This is a genomic window from Streptomyces sp. NPDC111656 (assembly GCF_055656965.1).
Genome location: NZ_JBVKCA010000009.1, coordinates 117,497 through 131,810, shown reverse-complemented (window position 1 = coordinate 131,810; position 14,314 = coordinate 117,497). Strand labels below are relative to the sequence as shown.

Annotated in this window: 10 protein-coding genes; 6 read left to right on the top strand and 4 right to left on the bottom strand. The window is 71.6% G+C overall.

Translation table 11 applies throughout. From position 1 onward, the window contains the following. Positions 1-354 precede the first annotated feature (354 nt). The gene (locus ACZ7M3_RS26475; RefSeq protein ID WP_472066125.1) at positions 355-1,752 is read left to right on the top strand and encodes a hypothetical protein; all 1,398 of its coding nucleotides are present in this window, start codon (positions 355-357) and stop codon (positions 1,750-1,752) included. Here ACZ7M3_RS26475 and ACZ7M3_RS26470 read toward each other — a convergent pair. Then, positions 1,697-3,412: a DUF2264 domain-containing protein gene (locus ACZ7M3_RS26470; RefSeq protein WP_472066123.1), complete on the bottom strand. Its 1,716-nt coding sequence runs from the start codon at positions 3,410-3,412 to the stop codon at positions 1,697-1,699. The genes ACZ7M3_RS26475 and ACZ7M3_RS26470 overlap by 56 nt on opposite strands. Positions 3,413-3,490: 78 nt before the next feature. Continuing rightward, positions 3,491-4,537, bottom strand: a complete 1,047-nt coding sequence (locus ACZ7M3_RS26465; RefSeq protein WP_472066121.1) for a rhamnogalacturonan acetylesterase — start codon at positions 4,535-4,537, stop codon at positions 3,491-3,493. A 189-nt stretch (positions 4,538-4,726) separates the two neighbouring features. Between ACZ7M3_RS26465 and ACZ7M3_RS26460 the strand changes: the two genes are divergently transcribed. Continuing rightward, positions 4,727-6,397, top strand: coding sequence for a rhamnogalacturonan lyase B N-terminal domain-containing protein (locus ACZ7M3_RS26460; RefSeq protein ID WP_472066119.1), 1,671 nt, complete (start codon positions 4,727-4,729; stop codon positions 6,395-6,397). Between the two features lie 2 nt (positions 6,398-6,399). Here ACZ7M3_RS26460 and ACZ7M3_RS26455 read toward each other — a convergent pair whose 3' ends face one another. Further along, a complete protein-coding gene (locus ACZ7M3_RS26455; RefSeq protein ID WP_472066117.1) occupies positions 6,400-7,809 on the bottom strand; it encodes an RICIN domain-containing protein in 1,410 nt (469 codons plus the stop codon). A 159-nt stretch (positions 7,810-7,968) separates the two neighbouring features. Here ACZ7M3_RS26455 and ACZ7M3_RS26450 point away from each other — a divergent pair, with 159 nt between their 5' ends. The 4 genes from ACZ7M3_RS26450 to ACZ7M3_RS26435 all read left to right on the top strand — a co-directional run bounded on the left by ACZ7M3_RS26450 (position 7,969) and on the right by ACZ7M3_RS26435 (position 12,587). After that, on the top strand, positions 7,969-10,101 hold the full coding sequence (locus ACZ7M3_RS26450; RefSeq protein ID WP_472066453.1) for an autotransporter: 2,133 nt from the start codon (positions 7,969-7,971) through the stop codon (positions 10,099-10,101). Between the two features lie 786 nt (positions 10,102-10,887). Further along, positions 10,888-11,832 carry a homocysteine S-methyltransferase gene (mmuM, locus tag ACZ7M3_RS26445; protein WP_472066115.1) on the top strand — a complete coding sequence of 315 codons (945 nt, stop codon included), beginning with the start codon at positions 10,888-10,890 and terminating at the stop codon, positions 11,830-11,832. A gap of 93 nt (positions 11,833-11,925) precedes the next feature. Next, the gene (locus tag ACZ7M3_RS26440) at positions 11,926-12,297 is read left to right on the top strand and encodes a hypothetical protein (RefSeq protein WP_472066113.1); all 372 of its coding nucleotides are present in this window, start codon (positions 11,926-11,928) and stop codon (positions 12,295-12,297) included. Further along, positions 12,294-12,587, top strand: coding sequence for a hypothetical protein (locus ACZ7M3_RS26435; protein WP_472066111.1), 294 nt, complete (start codon positions 12,294-12,296; stop codon positions 12,585-12,587). The genes ACZ7M3_RS26440 and ACZ7M3_RS26435 overlap by 4 nt, the downstream gene beginning before the upstream one ends. On the opposite strand, the gene ACZ7M3_RS26430 is transcribed toward ACZ7M3_RS26435, so the two are convergent. Further along, a complete protein-coding gene (locus ACZ7M3_RS26430) occupies positions 12,526-14,163 on the bottom strand; it encodes a carboxylesterase/lipase family protein (protein WP_472066109.1) in 1,638 nt (545 codons plus the stop codon). The genes ACZ7M3_RS26435 and ACZ7M3_RS26430 overlap by 62 nt on opposite strands. Positions 14,164-14,314: the final 151 nt, after the last annotated feature.

Genomic DNA, 14,314 nt, shown 5'->3' with positions numbered 1-14,314 from the left:
CGAGTTGTTCGGCCAGTTGGCGGAAGTTCCACCCCTCTCCCGGGGAGTCGTCGAGTCGTTCCTCGGTCAGCGTGTCGAGCCGGTTCGCCCACGAGCCTGGTTTCCAACTCGGCCACGTGGTCGAGGAGATGGTCGTCGACGTGTGTGGGCCTGCCGTCCCAGGCGGTCCAGGTCGCCGCCGGATCGAGGACGTGGTCCACCATGGCGACGACGCCTTCGGCCGGTTTCCGGGGTGAGGAGTTGTCCATACCGCGAACGCTAGGCGCGCGATCCTTCGGCGCCCGCCGAACCGTGTCCGGCGTCGCACCCCGAGAAGCGCGGCAACCTTTCGCCCTGCGGTGGCGACCACCCGGCATGACCAACGCAAGACCCACCCCATCGCACCGCCGCCGCCACGTGGCCCGTAAGCCCCTGGCGGCCGGACTCGGGGCCGTCGGTGTCCTGGCCGGTGCCTGGTACGCGACCGCCACGCCGACGACCACGACGGCCGCCGCCCCGCAGCTCGCGGCCGTCACGAACACCACGGTGAACCTGGCCGCCAAGTTCCCGTACCTGTCCGCGGGGTACAACAACACCCGCGAGTGGACGCGCACCGCGACCGCCGTCGCCCCGAACGGCACCCTCCGCGTGGCCTGGCCCGCGTCCGACGGCGTCCACGTCACCCCGCTGACGGCGGCCGGGAAGCGCTCCGGCGCGGACACGGTCGTCAAGGGCGCCAAGGAGGTCGGCGGCCTGGTCGCGCACAACGACGGCTTCGCGCTGCTGACCCGCGTCTTGGACACCAACAAGTGGAAGGAGACGGCGGCGGCCCTCATCCGCTACAAGAACGGCACGCAGGCCTTCCGTACGAAGCTCACGGGGACCGCCTCGCACGACACGGCTCCGCTGCTGGACGGCCGGCTCACCTGGAACGGCACCAAGTACGGCACGTACTTCGTCGTGCACGGCGCGGGCGGCTTCGCGGACGGCCACTTCGGCGACAAGCTGAGCTACGTCAGCGCCAAGGGCGCGAAACTGACGGGCGGCTGGAGCTGGGGGTGCAGCCACAACGAGGGCATCGCGCTGCACGCGGAGACGACGGGCGCGTTCACCTCCCTGTGCTTCGACGACTGGCGCTCGGGGCTGTTCGTCTCGACGGGCATCGGCGCCCCCGACAACGCGCCCGCCGTGCAGCGCGAGCAGTGCTGGGCGGGCTACTGCGGCGGCACGTTCGCGGGCCGTTCCGGCGACCTGGTGAAGTCCTCGACGGGCCGGTACGCCACCGCCTTCGCCTCCCGGGGCGCCGCCTCCGCGGCCAAGAATCCGGACGACGCGAGCGGGCGCGGCTGGACGGTGAAGCCGAAGACGTCGACCCACCAGGTGACCGTCGCCTTCCTCAAGAACCGCACCACCCCGGCGGGCAAGCCGGTCCGCCTCACCAGCGCCGCGGGCACCGAGAACGTCAACGTCCACATAGCCCCCTACGGCAAGGACCGGCTCCTCGTCTCCTGGGAGTCCCTGAAGAACGCCAAGTGCTCGGCCGGCACCTGCACGGGCACCTTCACCGGCACCCACCTGCGCCTGATCGACTGGAACGGCACCCTCAAGACGCCGGACAAGGTCGTCCAGGCGCGTATCTCCGGTGATGTCGTGACCCTCAAGGACGGCACCCTGACCTGGGCTTACGCCCCCGTCACCCCGTCCTACGCGAGCGCCCTCACCGGGGCTTCACCGACCACGACGACGCTGAAGGTCGCCCGTCTGAAGCCCTGAACCGGAAGCACGTCGAGGGGCCCGAGGGCCAGCTCACGCGGACGTCGTACTCCCCCTGCCCCTCCACCCCCTCCACCTTCACGGACACCGACTCCGTGAGGGGCAGGGGGTCCGGCTCGCCGGTGAGCCGGGCGAGGGCGACGAAGAGGGTGGCGTCGGGTCCCGTGACACCGGCGGAGTCCAACAGGTTGTGCGCGGGGAGGAGTTCGGCGTGCACGCCGTCGTCGTCCGGCCATCCCGTGACGCGTACCGGCGTCCCCGGGTCCGCTCCCGCCACCAGGTGGGCCCGCACCTCCACCGCTCCCCGGGCGACGACCAGGTTCACGACCCGCGCTCCCCCACCCGCCGTGTGCCGGGACGCCACCCAGCCGTCCCCGGCGCCCAGCGGCTCGATGTCCGTCCGGCTCGGATCGTCACCGACGATCACGCTGTTGTCGTACGACGTCGAGGGCGCGGTCGCGGTCGAGTACGCGAGCCGCGTGTAGTAGGGGTCGTAGCGGACGTCCTCGCTGCCGTGGTTGTGGAGGCGGACCAGGCCGTCCGAAGTCGTGGTCTGGAGAAGCCAGTTGGGCGGTCCGACGGGGGTGACGGCGTCGGCTCGGTCCGTCGGGCCCGGCTCCTCCCGCGCCGTCCACACCTCGTGGTCCGGCGGGAGGAGCAGGCCGACGAAGGCCTTGCTCGCCCAGTACGGGGAGGCCGGGCCCGAGTAGCCCTGCAGGACCGTCTCGTCGGGGCCGTGCCAGCCGAGGGTCAGCAGGCCCCGGTCGTCGACCGCGCCCCGGTCGAGGAAGTGGCGCAGGGCGCCGGACGCCAGGCGCCTGGTCTCGCCCGGCGACAGCGGCGTACGGCCGGTGAGGGCGCCGAGCCACAGCGGGGCGGTCGTCGCGAAGCGGTAGGTGAGGGAGCGGCCCTGGCGCATCGGGGCGCCGTCGCCGCCGAACAGCCGGGCGTAGTCGGCGAGATGGCGGGAGAGCCGACCGCCGTACAGGTCGAGGAGCCGGGTGTCGTCAGCGAGATGGGCGTGCAGCACCGGGTACAGGTGCATCGCCCAGCCGTTGTAGTAGTCGAAGGCACGGCCGGGGCCGTCGGTGTACCAGCCGCCGCCGACGTACCACTCCTCGATCCGCTCCAGGCCCCGGTCGATCGCGGCCCGCGACGCCTCGGGCTCGTGGCCGACCTCCGCCAGGAAGCCACCGACCGTCACCGGGAACAACTCCCAGTTGCAGGCCCAGGGTTCGGCCGTCAGCGCGTCGCCGAGCCAGGCCGCGGCCCGCTGCCGCACACCGTCGTCCAGGCGGTCCCACAGCAGTGGCCGGGTGAGCCGCAGCGCGAGGGCGATCGACGCGGCCTCGACGAGGGGCTGGCTGCGGTCTTCCACACGCGGCCAGACGCCGGCCGTACCGGCGGCGAGTCCGTCGGCGTACCGCTCCAGGGCCTTCTCGTCGCGGCGGAAGGCGGCCAGGAGCAGGGTGCGGGCGTAGCCCTCCAGGCCGTCGGAGAGTCGGCCCGACCAGCTCGTGTGCGCACCGGGGAGGTGGTAGAGGGCGCCGTTCTCGGTCGCGTACGGGGCGACCGCGGCGAGCAGGGAGTCGGCCGCCGCCTCCCAGTGGGCGCGGGTGTAGCCGGTGTACGGGCTGAGGGTGCGGTCCTCGTCGGGCATCAGCGGCGCTCCGTGGTTCGGCGGCTCGGTCGGGTGGTACCTGGGGCGCCCCGGTTCCGGACGGGACGCCCCAGGAGTTCATCCCACCCTCACCTGGCGCTCGGGCACCAGATGCTGGGCGAGGAGTTCGTCGCGGACGAGGCCCGCGTAGACCGTGGCGCCGTGCACGGAGGTGTGCGTGTTGTCCCGCTTCTCGTTGTAGAGGTAGATCGCCTTGGAGCCCTCGACGCCCAGCGACTCGACCAGGGCCTTGGTCTTGGCCGTCAGGTCGATGAGGGGCACCTGCTCGGCGGCGGCGACCGAGCGGATGACGGCCGGGTGGTTCACACCGAGGCCGTTGACCAGCAGCGCGGTGTCGTTGTTCAGGGTGCCGTCCGCGTTGAACCAGCGGCGGACGATGGGGGTGACCAGGACCGGGTCGCCGCCCCGCGCGCGGACCCCGGAGACCAGGGTCTCCAGGTTCGCGCGGTACGTCGGCTCATCGGTCGTCTTGTCGTTGTGCGCGAGCTGGATGAGGACCAGGTCGCGCTGCCGGATGAGCGGCTGGACGGTGGGGAAGAGCGCGGGGTTCTCGAGGTAGGTGACCGTGCTCTCCCCGGAGTCCGCGTAGTTGGCGACCGAGACGCCCTTGCGGAGGTACTGGGGCAGTTGCTGGCCCCAGCCGGTGTAGGGGTCGCCGGGCTGGTCGCAGACGGTGGAGTCGCCGACCAGGTAGATCTGGCGGGTGCGGGGGGCGGCCGGGGTCACCCGGATGTCGGCCAGCGCGGGCGCGGAGCCGCCGAGGGCCAGGTCCAGGCCGGGGGTGCCGTCGGGGCCGGTCGGCTCGCCCTCGGGGGCGCGGACGTTCACCGTGAAGCTGCGGGTCACGGGCTTCCCGGCCGCCGTGGCGGTCTCGGGCAGCAGCGCGCGGCGCGTCTCACCGCTGACGCTCGTGCTCGCCGCGCTCTCCCCGCCGAGCCGTACGCGGACGTCGTACGTGCCCGGCGCGACGTCGAAGTGGCAGGCGGTCGCGGTGCAGTTCTCCAGGCCGAGGGCGCGGGGCCCCGCATGCGCTTGGGCGGGCGTGGCCGTCAGCACGGTGGCGGCGGCCACCGCGGCCACCCCGGCAGCTCTGAAACGTCTCATTGCGGCTCCTCCAACAGGACGACAAGACCTGGCGGCAGGACCGTACCGCTCCCCGCAAGCGCTTTCTAGTGCTCGGCGCGTTTTCACATGATTGCCAACTCCCAGGCGGCGAAAGCCCTTTCGCGAAATCGATTCAACTGTCAGTCTTCCGGACACCCGCACACCCCCACCTCCGAAGGAGGCACCCCCATGTCCGGATCCACCGGCAGATCCCTCGGACGCCGCACCTTCGTCCTCGGTACGACCGCGGCGGCCGTGAGCGCGACGGCCCTCACCCCGACGGCCGCCGCCGCGAGCTTCGGCTACACGGACGACGGCTCGAACTACGTCGTCGACACCGGCGCCAACCTGGTCTTCAAGGTCAGCAAGACCAACGGCGACCTGACCTCGCTCGTGTACCGCGGCACCGAGTACCAAGGCTACGGCGGCAAGAACTCGCACGTCGAGTCCGGCCTCGGCACCTCCACCGTGACCATCGCGCAGTCCGGTTCGACGATCCTCGTCTCCGTCGCGTACGGCACGCTCAAGCACTACTACGCGGCCCGCAGCGGCGAGAACCACGTCTATCTGTGGACCAACAAGGCCGACACCTCGGTCAGCGCCACCCGTTACATCGTGCGCGTCAAGGCGGGCCTGTTCCTCAACGACGAGCCGGACTCCTACACCTACGCGCCCACCACCATCGAGTCCGCGGACGTCTTCGCGAAGTCCGACGGCCAGACCCGCTCCAAGCACTACTCGAAGCTCCGGGTCATCGACTACAACTACCTCGGCTGGACCACCGGAAGCGTCGGCCTGTGGATCGTGCGCAGCAACCACGAGAAGGCCTCCGGCGGCCCGTTCTACCGCTCCCTGCTGCGGCACCAGAGCGCGGACGGCGGCGGACTGTACGAGATCCTGTACTACGGCGAGAACCAGACGGAGTCGGAGCGCTTCGGCCTCCAGGGTCCGTACGTCATCGCCTTCACGGACGGCGGCGCGCCCTCCTCCTCGCTGTACGCGGGGAACCTCACCACCTCCTGGGCGGACTCGCTCGGCATCTTCGGGTACACGGCCGCGAGCGGCCGGGGCCGGGTCGCGGGCGTGGGCATCTCGGGTCGCGACACGGCGTACGCGTACACGGTCGGGCTCGCCAACTCGGCCGCGCAGTACTGGGGTTCGGCGCGGGCCTCGGACGGCTACTTCTCGATCGCGGGCGTGCTGCCGGGGTCGTACACCCTCACGGTCTTCAAGGGCGAACTCGCCGTGTACACGTCGTCGGTGACGGTCACGGCGGGCGGGACCACGACGCTGAACAGCATCGCGATCCCCTCCTCCAACGACCCGTCCAACGCGAGCGCGATCTGGCGGATCGGCACCTGGGACGGCACGCCGGGCGGGTTCAAGAACGCGGACCTGATGACGTACGCGCATCCGTCGGACGTCCGGGCCGCGTCCTGGACCGGCAACGTGGTAGTCGGCAGCGGCACCGAGACCTCGGCGTTCCCCTGCTATCTGTGGAAGGACGTCAACAGCGGCATCATCGTGTACTTCAGGCTGACCGCCGCCCAGGCCGCCGCCGCGCACACCCTGCGCATCGGCGTGACCACGGCCTACGCCAACGGCCGCCCGCAGATCGTGGTCAACGACACCTGGACCTCGGCCGTCCCCTCACCGCCCACCCAGCCGAGCACCCGGTCGCTGACCGTGGGCTCCTACCGGGGCAACAACTACACGTTCACCTACAGCGTTCCCGCGTCCGCCTGGCTGACGGACACCAGTGCGTACAACACGCTGAAGATCTACGTGGCGAGCGGCTCGGGGTCGACGTCCTTCCTCAGCGCGGGTACCTCCATCGACGCCGTCGACCTACTGACCTGACGTCATGTTCCGCGCGTCCACTCCTGGTTGGTCCCTCCGTTGCAGGTGTACGTGATGATGGCGGCGGAGTTGGCGGTGGACGCGCCGGACACGTCCAGGCACTTGCCGCTCGCCCTGGCCTTGACGAGCACATAGCTGCCGGACGTGGTCAGGCTCCACTGCTGGGCGGTGGCGCCGGTGCAGTTCTCCTGGGTGACACTGGCGGAGTTCTCCTGGAGGCACAGGGAGCTGCCCCGGCCCATGAGTTCGTAGTAACCGGTGCCCAGGTCCTTGAACCACCACTTCTGGTTGGCGCCGCTGTTGCAGGTGTACTGGCTGATCGCGACGCCCTGCCACAGCGACTGGCTGGGAACGTCCGCGCATTTGGCACTGGACCGGCCGACGAGGGTGTTGTACGTGGCGCTCGTCCCGGTGATCGTGCCGGCGGTGGTGTCGACCGAGACCTCCGGATACCAGGACATGGACATCGAGGTGGAGGTCGGGAAGGTCAACGGCAGCCAGACGTAGCGCGAGTCGTTGACGGTGCCGCCGAAGGAGTTGCCCCACCGGTCGCCCATGTAGAGGTACGAGGTGCCCGAAGTCCCCTGGACCGGAAGGACGTACGCGGTCTGCGAGTTGTACGTCGTCGAGTCGCCGACGTTGGTCATCGCGGTCCAGGGGCCGGCGAGGCTGGTCGCGGTGGCGTACTGCTGCTGGTTGGCGTTCCAGCCCGTGGCCGCCGAGGTCAGCATGAAGTAGACGCCGCCCCGCTTGAACAGCGCCGGTGCCTCGCGGTGGCCGCCCACCCACGGGTTGGCGACCAGGCTGTCGATGCCCGTGTAGTCGGCGGTGAGCTTGTAGATCTGCAGGTCGTAGTTCTCGCGGGCCGCCGACACCATGTAGCCGGTGCCGTCCGAGTCGACGAAGGTCGTGATGTCACGGGACATGTACTGGCCGAGCGGCTGGAAGCTGCCCTGGTAGGTGTAGTTCCCGTCGACCGTGTCCGAGACGGCGACGGCGGCGCGCGCCTGGCTGTAGTCGACGCCGTTCTCCTTGTGCATCCACATCACGAACTTGCCGGTGGACGCGTTGTAGATGACCTTCGGCCGCTCGATGTAGGCGGTGCCCAGCTCGGAGGCGCTGGACTGGGTCAGTACGTGGGACCGGAACTCCCAGTTCTTCAGGTCGGTGGAGCGGTAGGCGTCCACGTACTTGAAGGTGTTGTCGGCGTTGCGGTCCTCGCCGAACCAGTAGTAGTAGCTGCCGACCTTGATCACCCCGCCGCCGTGCGCGTGCACGGCGTTGCCCGAGGTGTCGCTGAACTGCGTGCCGTTGGTGATGGTCTGGGCCGCCGCCTGGGCCGGTCCGGCGGTCGCCAGTGCCGCGGCGACCGCGCAGCACAGGGCGACAAGGATTGCGTACACACGTCTCATCTGACGCCTCCCGGAGGGGGTTCGAGATTTCGTACGGCATCTGTCATTACGAACGCCGAAAAGGTAAGGGGGTGTTACGGGAAGGTCAACGGGTCGCGCGTGACAAAGATGGACGCGAGATTTCTGTTATCGCCGCCGTCCGCGTACGTCTCCGATGACGTGCGCAGCCATACCCACAAGACAGCAGCCGCCGTAGGCGCCCTCGCGACCGTCGCCCTTCTGGTCACCGCGCCTCCCTCTTTCGGCTCCGTTCGCCTCCGGGACGCTCCAGCCGGCGGCCGTGACGCCACCGCCGACGTCCTCGCGGGCCGGGACGTCACGCTCACCGGCGACACGGTGGTCACCGTGCCGTCCGGCACGACGACGTACGACGGGGTGTTCCGCGGCCGGGGCACCCTCACCGTGCGCGGCGGCGGCACGCTGGTCCTCACCAAGGACAGCGACTTCACGCTCCCTGCGGCCCGGCAGCGGCAGAAGGTGACCACCCAGGGCGGCAACCACCCGTATACCACCGTGAGCAACCCGGACCCGCCCGCCATCACCGTCGAGCGGGGCGCCACCCTCCAGTACGGCACCGGCGGCGGCACCGGACTGATCGGCCACTTCCCCTACAACACGCCCGGCTACCAGCTGAACCAGCTCAACGTGCGCGTCGACGGCACCCTGCGCCTCTCCCTCACCCGCACCTTCAACATCGGCACCATCAGCGGCTCGGGCCTGGTCACCCAGCCGCGCAACATGTGGGGCACCCTCGACCTGGCGGGCACCCACCCCTTCTCCGGAGTGATCGACAACGGCACCGGCATGGCGGTGGGCCGCCCCGAGTACCCGGTGGCGCTCCCGAACGCCCGCGCCGTCCTCAACCAGGGCTCCTGGATCATCGACACCCCGCTGTACCAGACGATCACCCTGCGGCAGAACTTCTACCAGCGCGCGTACGGCAGCGACGTCAACGTCCACTCGCGGCCCGGCAGCAAGGTCGTGCTCACCGGCCAGTACGGCTACAGCGACCAGGGCGGCGACACCGACCCGTCGTTGAGCGACCCGGGCATCAACTGGCGCCCTGTCCCTCATCAGTTGAATAAACGCGGCACCAACATCGAGGGTGCGGACGTCCAGTGGGGCGACGGGACCACCCACAAGATCTTCATGCCGGGGACGAAGGACACCGTCTACATCAACCTGCACATGGCGAGCGGTGTCCGGTCCCGGCTGACCTTCGCCTACGACGGTCCCGTCACCCTGGGCGCGCCCATCGGCGGCGGCCGGTACCACGACACACTGGCCGCGCCCGGCGCCGGGGACGTCGTGATCAAGGGGACGCCCGGCAACGACGTCACCTTCGCGGCGGAGCAGCACTACGACGGGTCGACGACCATCGAGAAGGGCGCCGTGCTGCGGCTGGGCTCGGGCGCGCGGGGCGGTGACGGCTCCCTGATGACCGGCACCGAGCGCACGCGGATCGTCGACGACGGCACGCTGATCGTCCGGAACGCCGCAACTCCCCTGTCACTGCCCCGAATTGAAGGCGCCGGTGGGCTCACCCAGTCGGGCGCCGCGACGACGACCCTGACGGGCGGCGAGGTGTCGTACACGGGCCCGACGACGGTCACCAAGGGCACGCTCGCCCTGGCCTTCGGCGCCACGCTCGCGCACAGCAAGGCGATTCGGCTCACCTCGGCCGGTGCGCGGCTGGACGTGCGGACGACGGGACTTCGGGTGTCCACGTCCCTCAGCGGCAAGGGCACGGTACGGGGCGCCGTCGTCAACGACGGCGAGGTCGCGGGCGCCCTCACAGTGACCGGCGACTACACGCAGGGCGCGAAGGGCACGCTGGTCCTGCGCGACAAGCCCCTGAAGGTGACGGGCGCGGTCCGGCTGGCCGGGGACCTCGATCTGTCGGCCGCCGGGACCGGTCCCGCCCGCGAGATCCGGGTGCTCGACCACACCGGCCGCGCGAGAACGACCGGCGCCTTCTCCGGCCTGCGCGAGGGCGCCTCGGTCGAGCTCGCCGACACCACGTACCGGATCAGCTATCACGGGGGCGACGGCAACGACGTCACCCTGAAGGCTGTACCGCAGCACCGGACCGCGGCCCCGTCCCCCGACACGTCCGGCGCCACGTCCGGCGCTGCGTCCGTGAAGAACTCCACCGCCGTCGGCGAGAGCGAGAACGCGAACTCGTGGTGGCCGCTGCTGCTCGCACCGCTGCTGGCCGCGCTCGCCGTGCCGGTGGTCCGGCGGGGGCGGTCACGGCGACGCGGTGGACGGCGGCACGCCGCCTCCCGGTGAGTCGCTGCCTTCTGGTGAGTCAGGGGGGCCGGGAAGTGGTCGCGCACCAGCGGATGCCGCCACGCCGTGTCGTCGTCCAGCAGCTCCTGGCCGACGGTCTGCGCGGAGATGTAGTCGCGGAGGAAGCGACGGGAGAGCCAGGGCCGGTCCCGCCCGGGGGCGTCGCCGTGGATGCCTTCCGCGCCGTGGGTGTCATTCGCTCCGCGGATGCTGTCCGCGCTGTCGGAGTCGTCCGCGCCGTGCGTGAGCGCCGCTCCGTGCGCGCCGCCCAGTCGCCGCGCGTGCTCGGCATGGCGGGCGATCGACCACGTCCTGCCGGACTCCCCCCGCACGTCCTCCAGCCACAGCGCCACGTCGCCGTCCGGGCGGTCGACAGCGGCGAGCAACCGGGGGGCGGTGATGCCCCACGGCTGCCGGCTCCGGGCGAGCCCGGACGCGTACACATGAGCCTCGCGGCGCCAGAAGTTCCAGTGCCTGGGGTCGTCGGACGCGTCCCAGGAGCCGCCGGTGCCCTTGCCCCGGGTGAGCACCTTCAGGACGGAGCGATCACCGACCGTGACATGCCACACGGCGCTGGTGACGCCGTTCTTGAGGTTGTGGACGAGGGGTTCGAAAACGGCCCTTTCCGCCGGGGCCCCGAGGATCTCCCGCACTTCGGCGCGGAGGATCTCACCATCGTCGGCGTCGAGTTGATCGACCTCACGCATGCCCCCAGGCTAGGGCTTGTTCTCCTCATCAGATGGACATGACGGGTCGCGGCCGTCCCCATCGACTAGCGTCGTGACCATGACCAGCGACACCCCCCGCAGCGCTTCCTCCCCCTCCCTCGCCGACGCCCTCGCCTCCGGAACGGTCGTCCTGGACGGCGGCATGTCCAACCAGCTGGAGTCGGCCGGGCACGACCTGAGCGACGAGCTGTGGTCGGCGCGGCTGCTCGCCGAGCGGCCCGAGGCGATCACCGAGGTGCATCTCGCGTACTTCGAGGCGGGCGCGGACGTGGCGATCACCTCCAGCTACCAGGCCACCTTCGAGGGCTTCGCGAAGCGCGGCATCCCGCACGGGCGGGCGGCCGAACTCCTCGGCCTCAGCGTGGAGCTGGCGCGGGAGGCGGCCCGTCGCGCGCACGCGCAGGGGGCGACCCGGCCGCTGTGGGTGGCCGCATCGGTCGGCCCGTACGGGGCGATGCTGGCGGACGGTTCGGAGTACCGGGGGCGGTACGGGCTGAGCGTCGCCGAACTGGAGCGGTTCCACCGCCCGCGCCTGGAGGTGTTGGCCGCCGCCGCGCCCGACGTACTGGCCCTGGAGACCGTGCCCGACGCCGACGAGGCCGAGGCGCTGCTGCGGGCGGTACGCGGACTCGGCGTACCGGCGTGGCTGTCGTACACCGTCGCCGGGGACCGTACGCGGGCCGGGCAGCCCCTGGAGGAGGCCTTCGCCCCGGCCGCCGACGCGGACGAGATCATCGCGGTCGGCGTGAACTGCTGCGCCCCCGAGGACGTGGACGGCGCGGTGGAGACGGCGGCGCGGGTGACCGGGAAGCCGGTGGTGGTGTACCCGAACAGCGGGGAGGTGTGGGACGCCGAGGCGCGGGCCTGGAACGGGCTGTCGACCTTCACGGCCGAGCAGGTGACCGGCTGGCGGCGGGGCGGGGCACGGCTGATCGGGGGGTGCTGCCGGGTGGGACCGGGAGCGATCGCGGCGATCACGCGGGCGCTGACGCCGGCGCGGTGAGCGGGTGTTGACGCCCGTGCGGTGAGCGGGCGCCGACGCCCGTGCAGTAACTCCCGTGAGGCACACGCTCAACGAGGGCTTCACGGACGGGTGATGGTGTCCCCGTACTCGTCAGCCGATCATGGAGGCCCTCTTGAGCGAGCCACCACCGAGCAACTGGACGCCTGCGTACGGACCCGCCTCGCGCTCGCGGGGTTCGGCCTCTCCCTGCTGCCCGAGGTGTTCGACGCGGCGACGGGGGTGCCCACACGGGACCAGGTACTGGCCGACCTACGGTCGTTCGTGGCCTCCACCCCCGGCGCGATATCCGGCTGGGCACCGCCCGCCGAGGGCCCCGCGTACGCGCAGCAGGCCTCGCCGCCCCTCATCTGCCCCCTCCGTCACGGAGGCCTGGACGGGGAAGGTGGATCACGGCCCAGCGTGCCAAGAACCATCTGCTGCGGGAGGTCCTGGACGGGCTCATGAACCGCTGCGACGTGCTCCTGCAGACCGGGCCCGTCCCCTTCGACATCCTCGGGCTGCCCGAGATCGCCTTCCCCATCGGCTTCGACGCGGGCGGGGTGCCGGTGGGGGCGATCCTCGGCGGGCAGCCCTACGAGGAGGACCGGCTGCTGGAGGTCGCCGCCGCGTATCAGGCGGTCACCGACTGGCACACGCGGCGGCCCGCCGACCCGGTCCCGGCCGCCGCGCGCCTCAGGGCCGCGCTCGCCCGCCCCCGGCTGTCGGCGGAAGAGGTGGCCACGAGCTCGGCCTGACGGCCATGAGCCGGCGGGGTCGGCGCGGGCGCGGCGAGGGGGTGGACTCCGGGGAGCTGAGCGGGGCACCGGGCCGCCCCGACTCGGCGTCCCACAGCGCCAGTTCACGGTCGCGCGGTCCGAGTACGGTGTGCGGTGCGCCCGCGCCGAAGATCCGGACCGGATGCGAGGCGTCCCAGGGCTGCCAGCCCGGGTCGCCCTCGACCGCGAACCGCACCCACGCCGCGTGCATCGCGTCGGCGAGTTCCTGCGGGGCGCCCGGGCCCGCGAGTTGCGCCGCCTCGGGCACCTCCACGGTGTCGAAGACGAAGCCGAGCTCCACGGCATGGCAGGCGCCCAGGCCCGGCACGTTGGAGGGCCAGGCGAACTCGTAGACGTACGCGGGTGTCCGCGGCGGACGGGCGTCGGCGAGCCGGTGCAGCGGCACCCGCAGCAGATGGTCGGTGACCATCTGCCCGACGAGGTCCGCGGTGCCCGCCCGCGGATGGATCGCGCGATAGCCGCGGGGCACCTCGTGGCCGCAGCGGCAGCGGGCCATGGCACCGGCGAGGGCGACGGGACCGAGCCGGTCGACTCGCTCCAGCAGACCTCCCGGGGCCAGCCACAGCCGGTACTCCTCGCTGGTCCAGCCCAGCAGCAGTTCGACGTCGGGCGCACCGCCTGCGCCGCCTTCAAGGAGTGCCTCCATCGGGTCGCGCGGGACGAGGTCGCCGTCGACGACGATCCCGAAGGCGGGCCCGCCGAGGACCGGGCTGCTGAGCCTGGCCACGTCGGCCTGGGTGCGCAGCAGCAGGGCACGGTCCACGGCGGCGAACGCCCGCGCCGTCGCCGGGACCTTCAGCCGGGTGGCCATCCTGCGCACCATGCGCCGTACCTTGTCGCGCTCGCTCGCCTCCGGCGGTCCGCTCTGCAGGACGGCCCGCCGGAACAGCCCCTGGGCGCGCGGGCCGGCCAGCAGCGCCCCGATGCTGATGGCCCCGGCCGACTCACCGAACACGGTCACCCTGTCGGGGTCGCCGCCGAACCGCGCGATCGACTCCCGCACCCACTCCAGCGCGGCGAGCTGGTCACGCAGCCCGGCGTTGGGCGGCGCGTCCGGGAAGAGCCCGTAACCCTCCACACCCAGCCGGTAGTTGATCGAGACGAGGACGACACCGTCGCGTGCGAAGGCGTGGCCGTCGTAGACGGGCACGGCCGACGAGCCGCGGGTCAGGGCGCCGCCGTGGATCCACACTATGACGGGCAGCCGGGCCCCCGGGCCGGGCTCCGGTGTCCAGACGTTCAGGTTGAGACAGTCGTCGCCGGGCACCACGGGGTCGGCGAGCAGCCGTGCGTACGCCTCGGAGTACGGGGGCTTGGGCGGTGTCGGCCCGAACTCCCCCGCGTCACGCACACCGTCCCAGGACTCGGGCGGTACGGGTGGCCGGAAGCGGCGGGCGCCGAACGGCGGGGCCGCGTAGGGGATGCCGCGGAAGACGGCGATCCCGTCCTCGTACCGGCCGCGCACCGCTCCGTAGGGAGTGGTGACCACCGGGTCGTGCGTCCGTGAAACCGAGTCCACCGCGTCCACTGCCATCCGCCCACCAGCTCCTCACCCGGCGCGTCGTGTCCTTCCACAGCAGAGCATCACACCGCCGGATCGGCCACGGAGGCGGTGTCGTCGGCCACCGCAAAATCATGCCTCCCCATGAAGTGGATCTCGACACATCAAGATCCGCTTCTGGACG

What these genes read in the sequence shown, in the direction of transcription:
- ACZ7M3_RS26430 (WP_472066109.1), bottom strand. Translation starts at nt 14,163, where the DNA reads ATGGCAGTGGACGCGGTGGACTCGGTTTCACGGACGCACGACCCGGTG.
- ACZ7M3_RS26465 (WP_472066121.1), bottom strand. Translation starts at nt 4,537, where the DNA reads ATGAGACGTTTCAGAGCTGCCGGGGTGGCCGCGGTGGCCGCCGCCACC.
- ACZ7M3_RS26435 (WP_472066111.1), top strand. Translation starts at nt 12,294, where the DNA reads ATGAACCGCTGCGACGTGCTCCTGCAGACCGGGCCCGTCCCCTTCGAC.
- ACZ7M3_RS26440 (WP_472066113.1), top strand. Translation starts at nt 11,926, where the DNA reads ATGGTGTCCCCGTACTCGTCAGCCGATCATGGAGGCCCTCTTGAGCGA.
- ACZ7M3_RS26460 (WP_472066119.1), top strand. Translation starts at nt 4,727, where the DNA reads ATGTCCGGATCCACCGGCAGATCCCTCGGACGCCGCACCTTCGTCCTC.
- ACZ7M3_RS26455 (WP_472066117.1), bottom strand. Translation starts at nt 7,809, where the DNA reads ATGAGACGTGTGTACGCAATCCTTGTCGCCCTGTGCTGCGCGGTCGCC.
- ACZ7M3_RS26470 (WP_472066123.1), bottom strand. Translation starts at nt 3,412, where the DNA reads ATGCCCGACGAGGACCGCACCCTCAGCCCGTACACCGGCTACACCCGC.
- ACZ7M3_RS26475 (WP_472066125.1), top strand. Translation starts at nt 355, where the DNA reads ATGACCAACGCAAGACCCACCCCATCGCACCGCCGCCGCCACGTGGCC.
- mmuM (WP_472066115.1), top strand. Translation starts at nt 10,888, where the DNA reads ATGACCAGCGACACCCCCCGCAGCGCTTCCTCCCCCTCCCTCGCCGAC.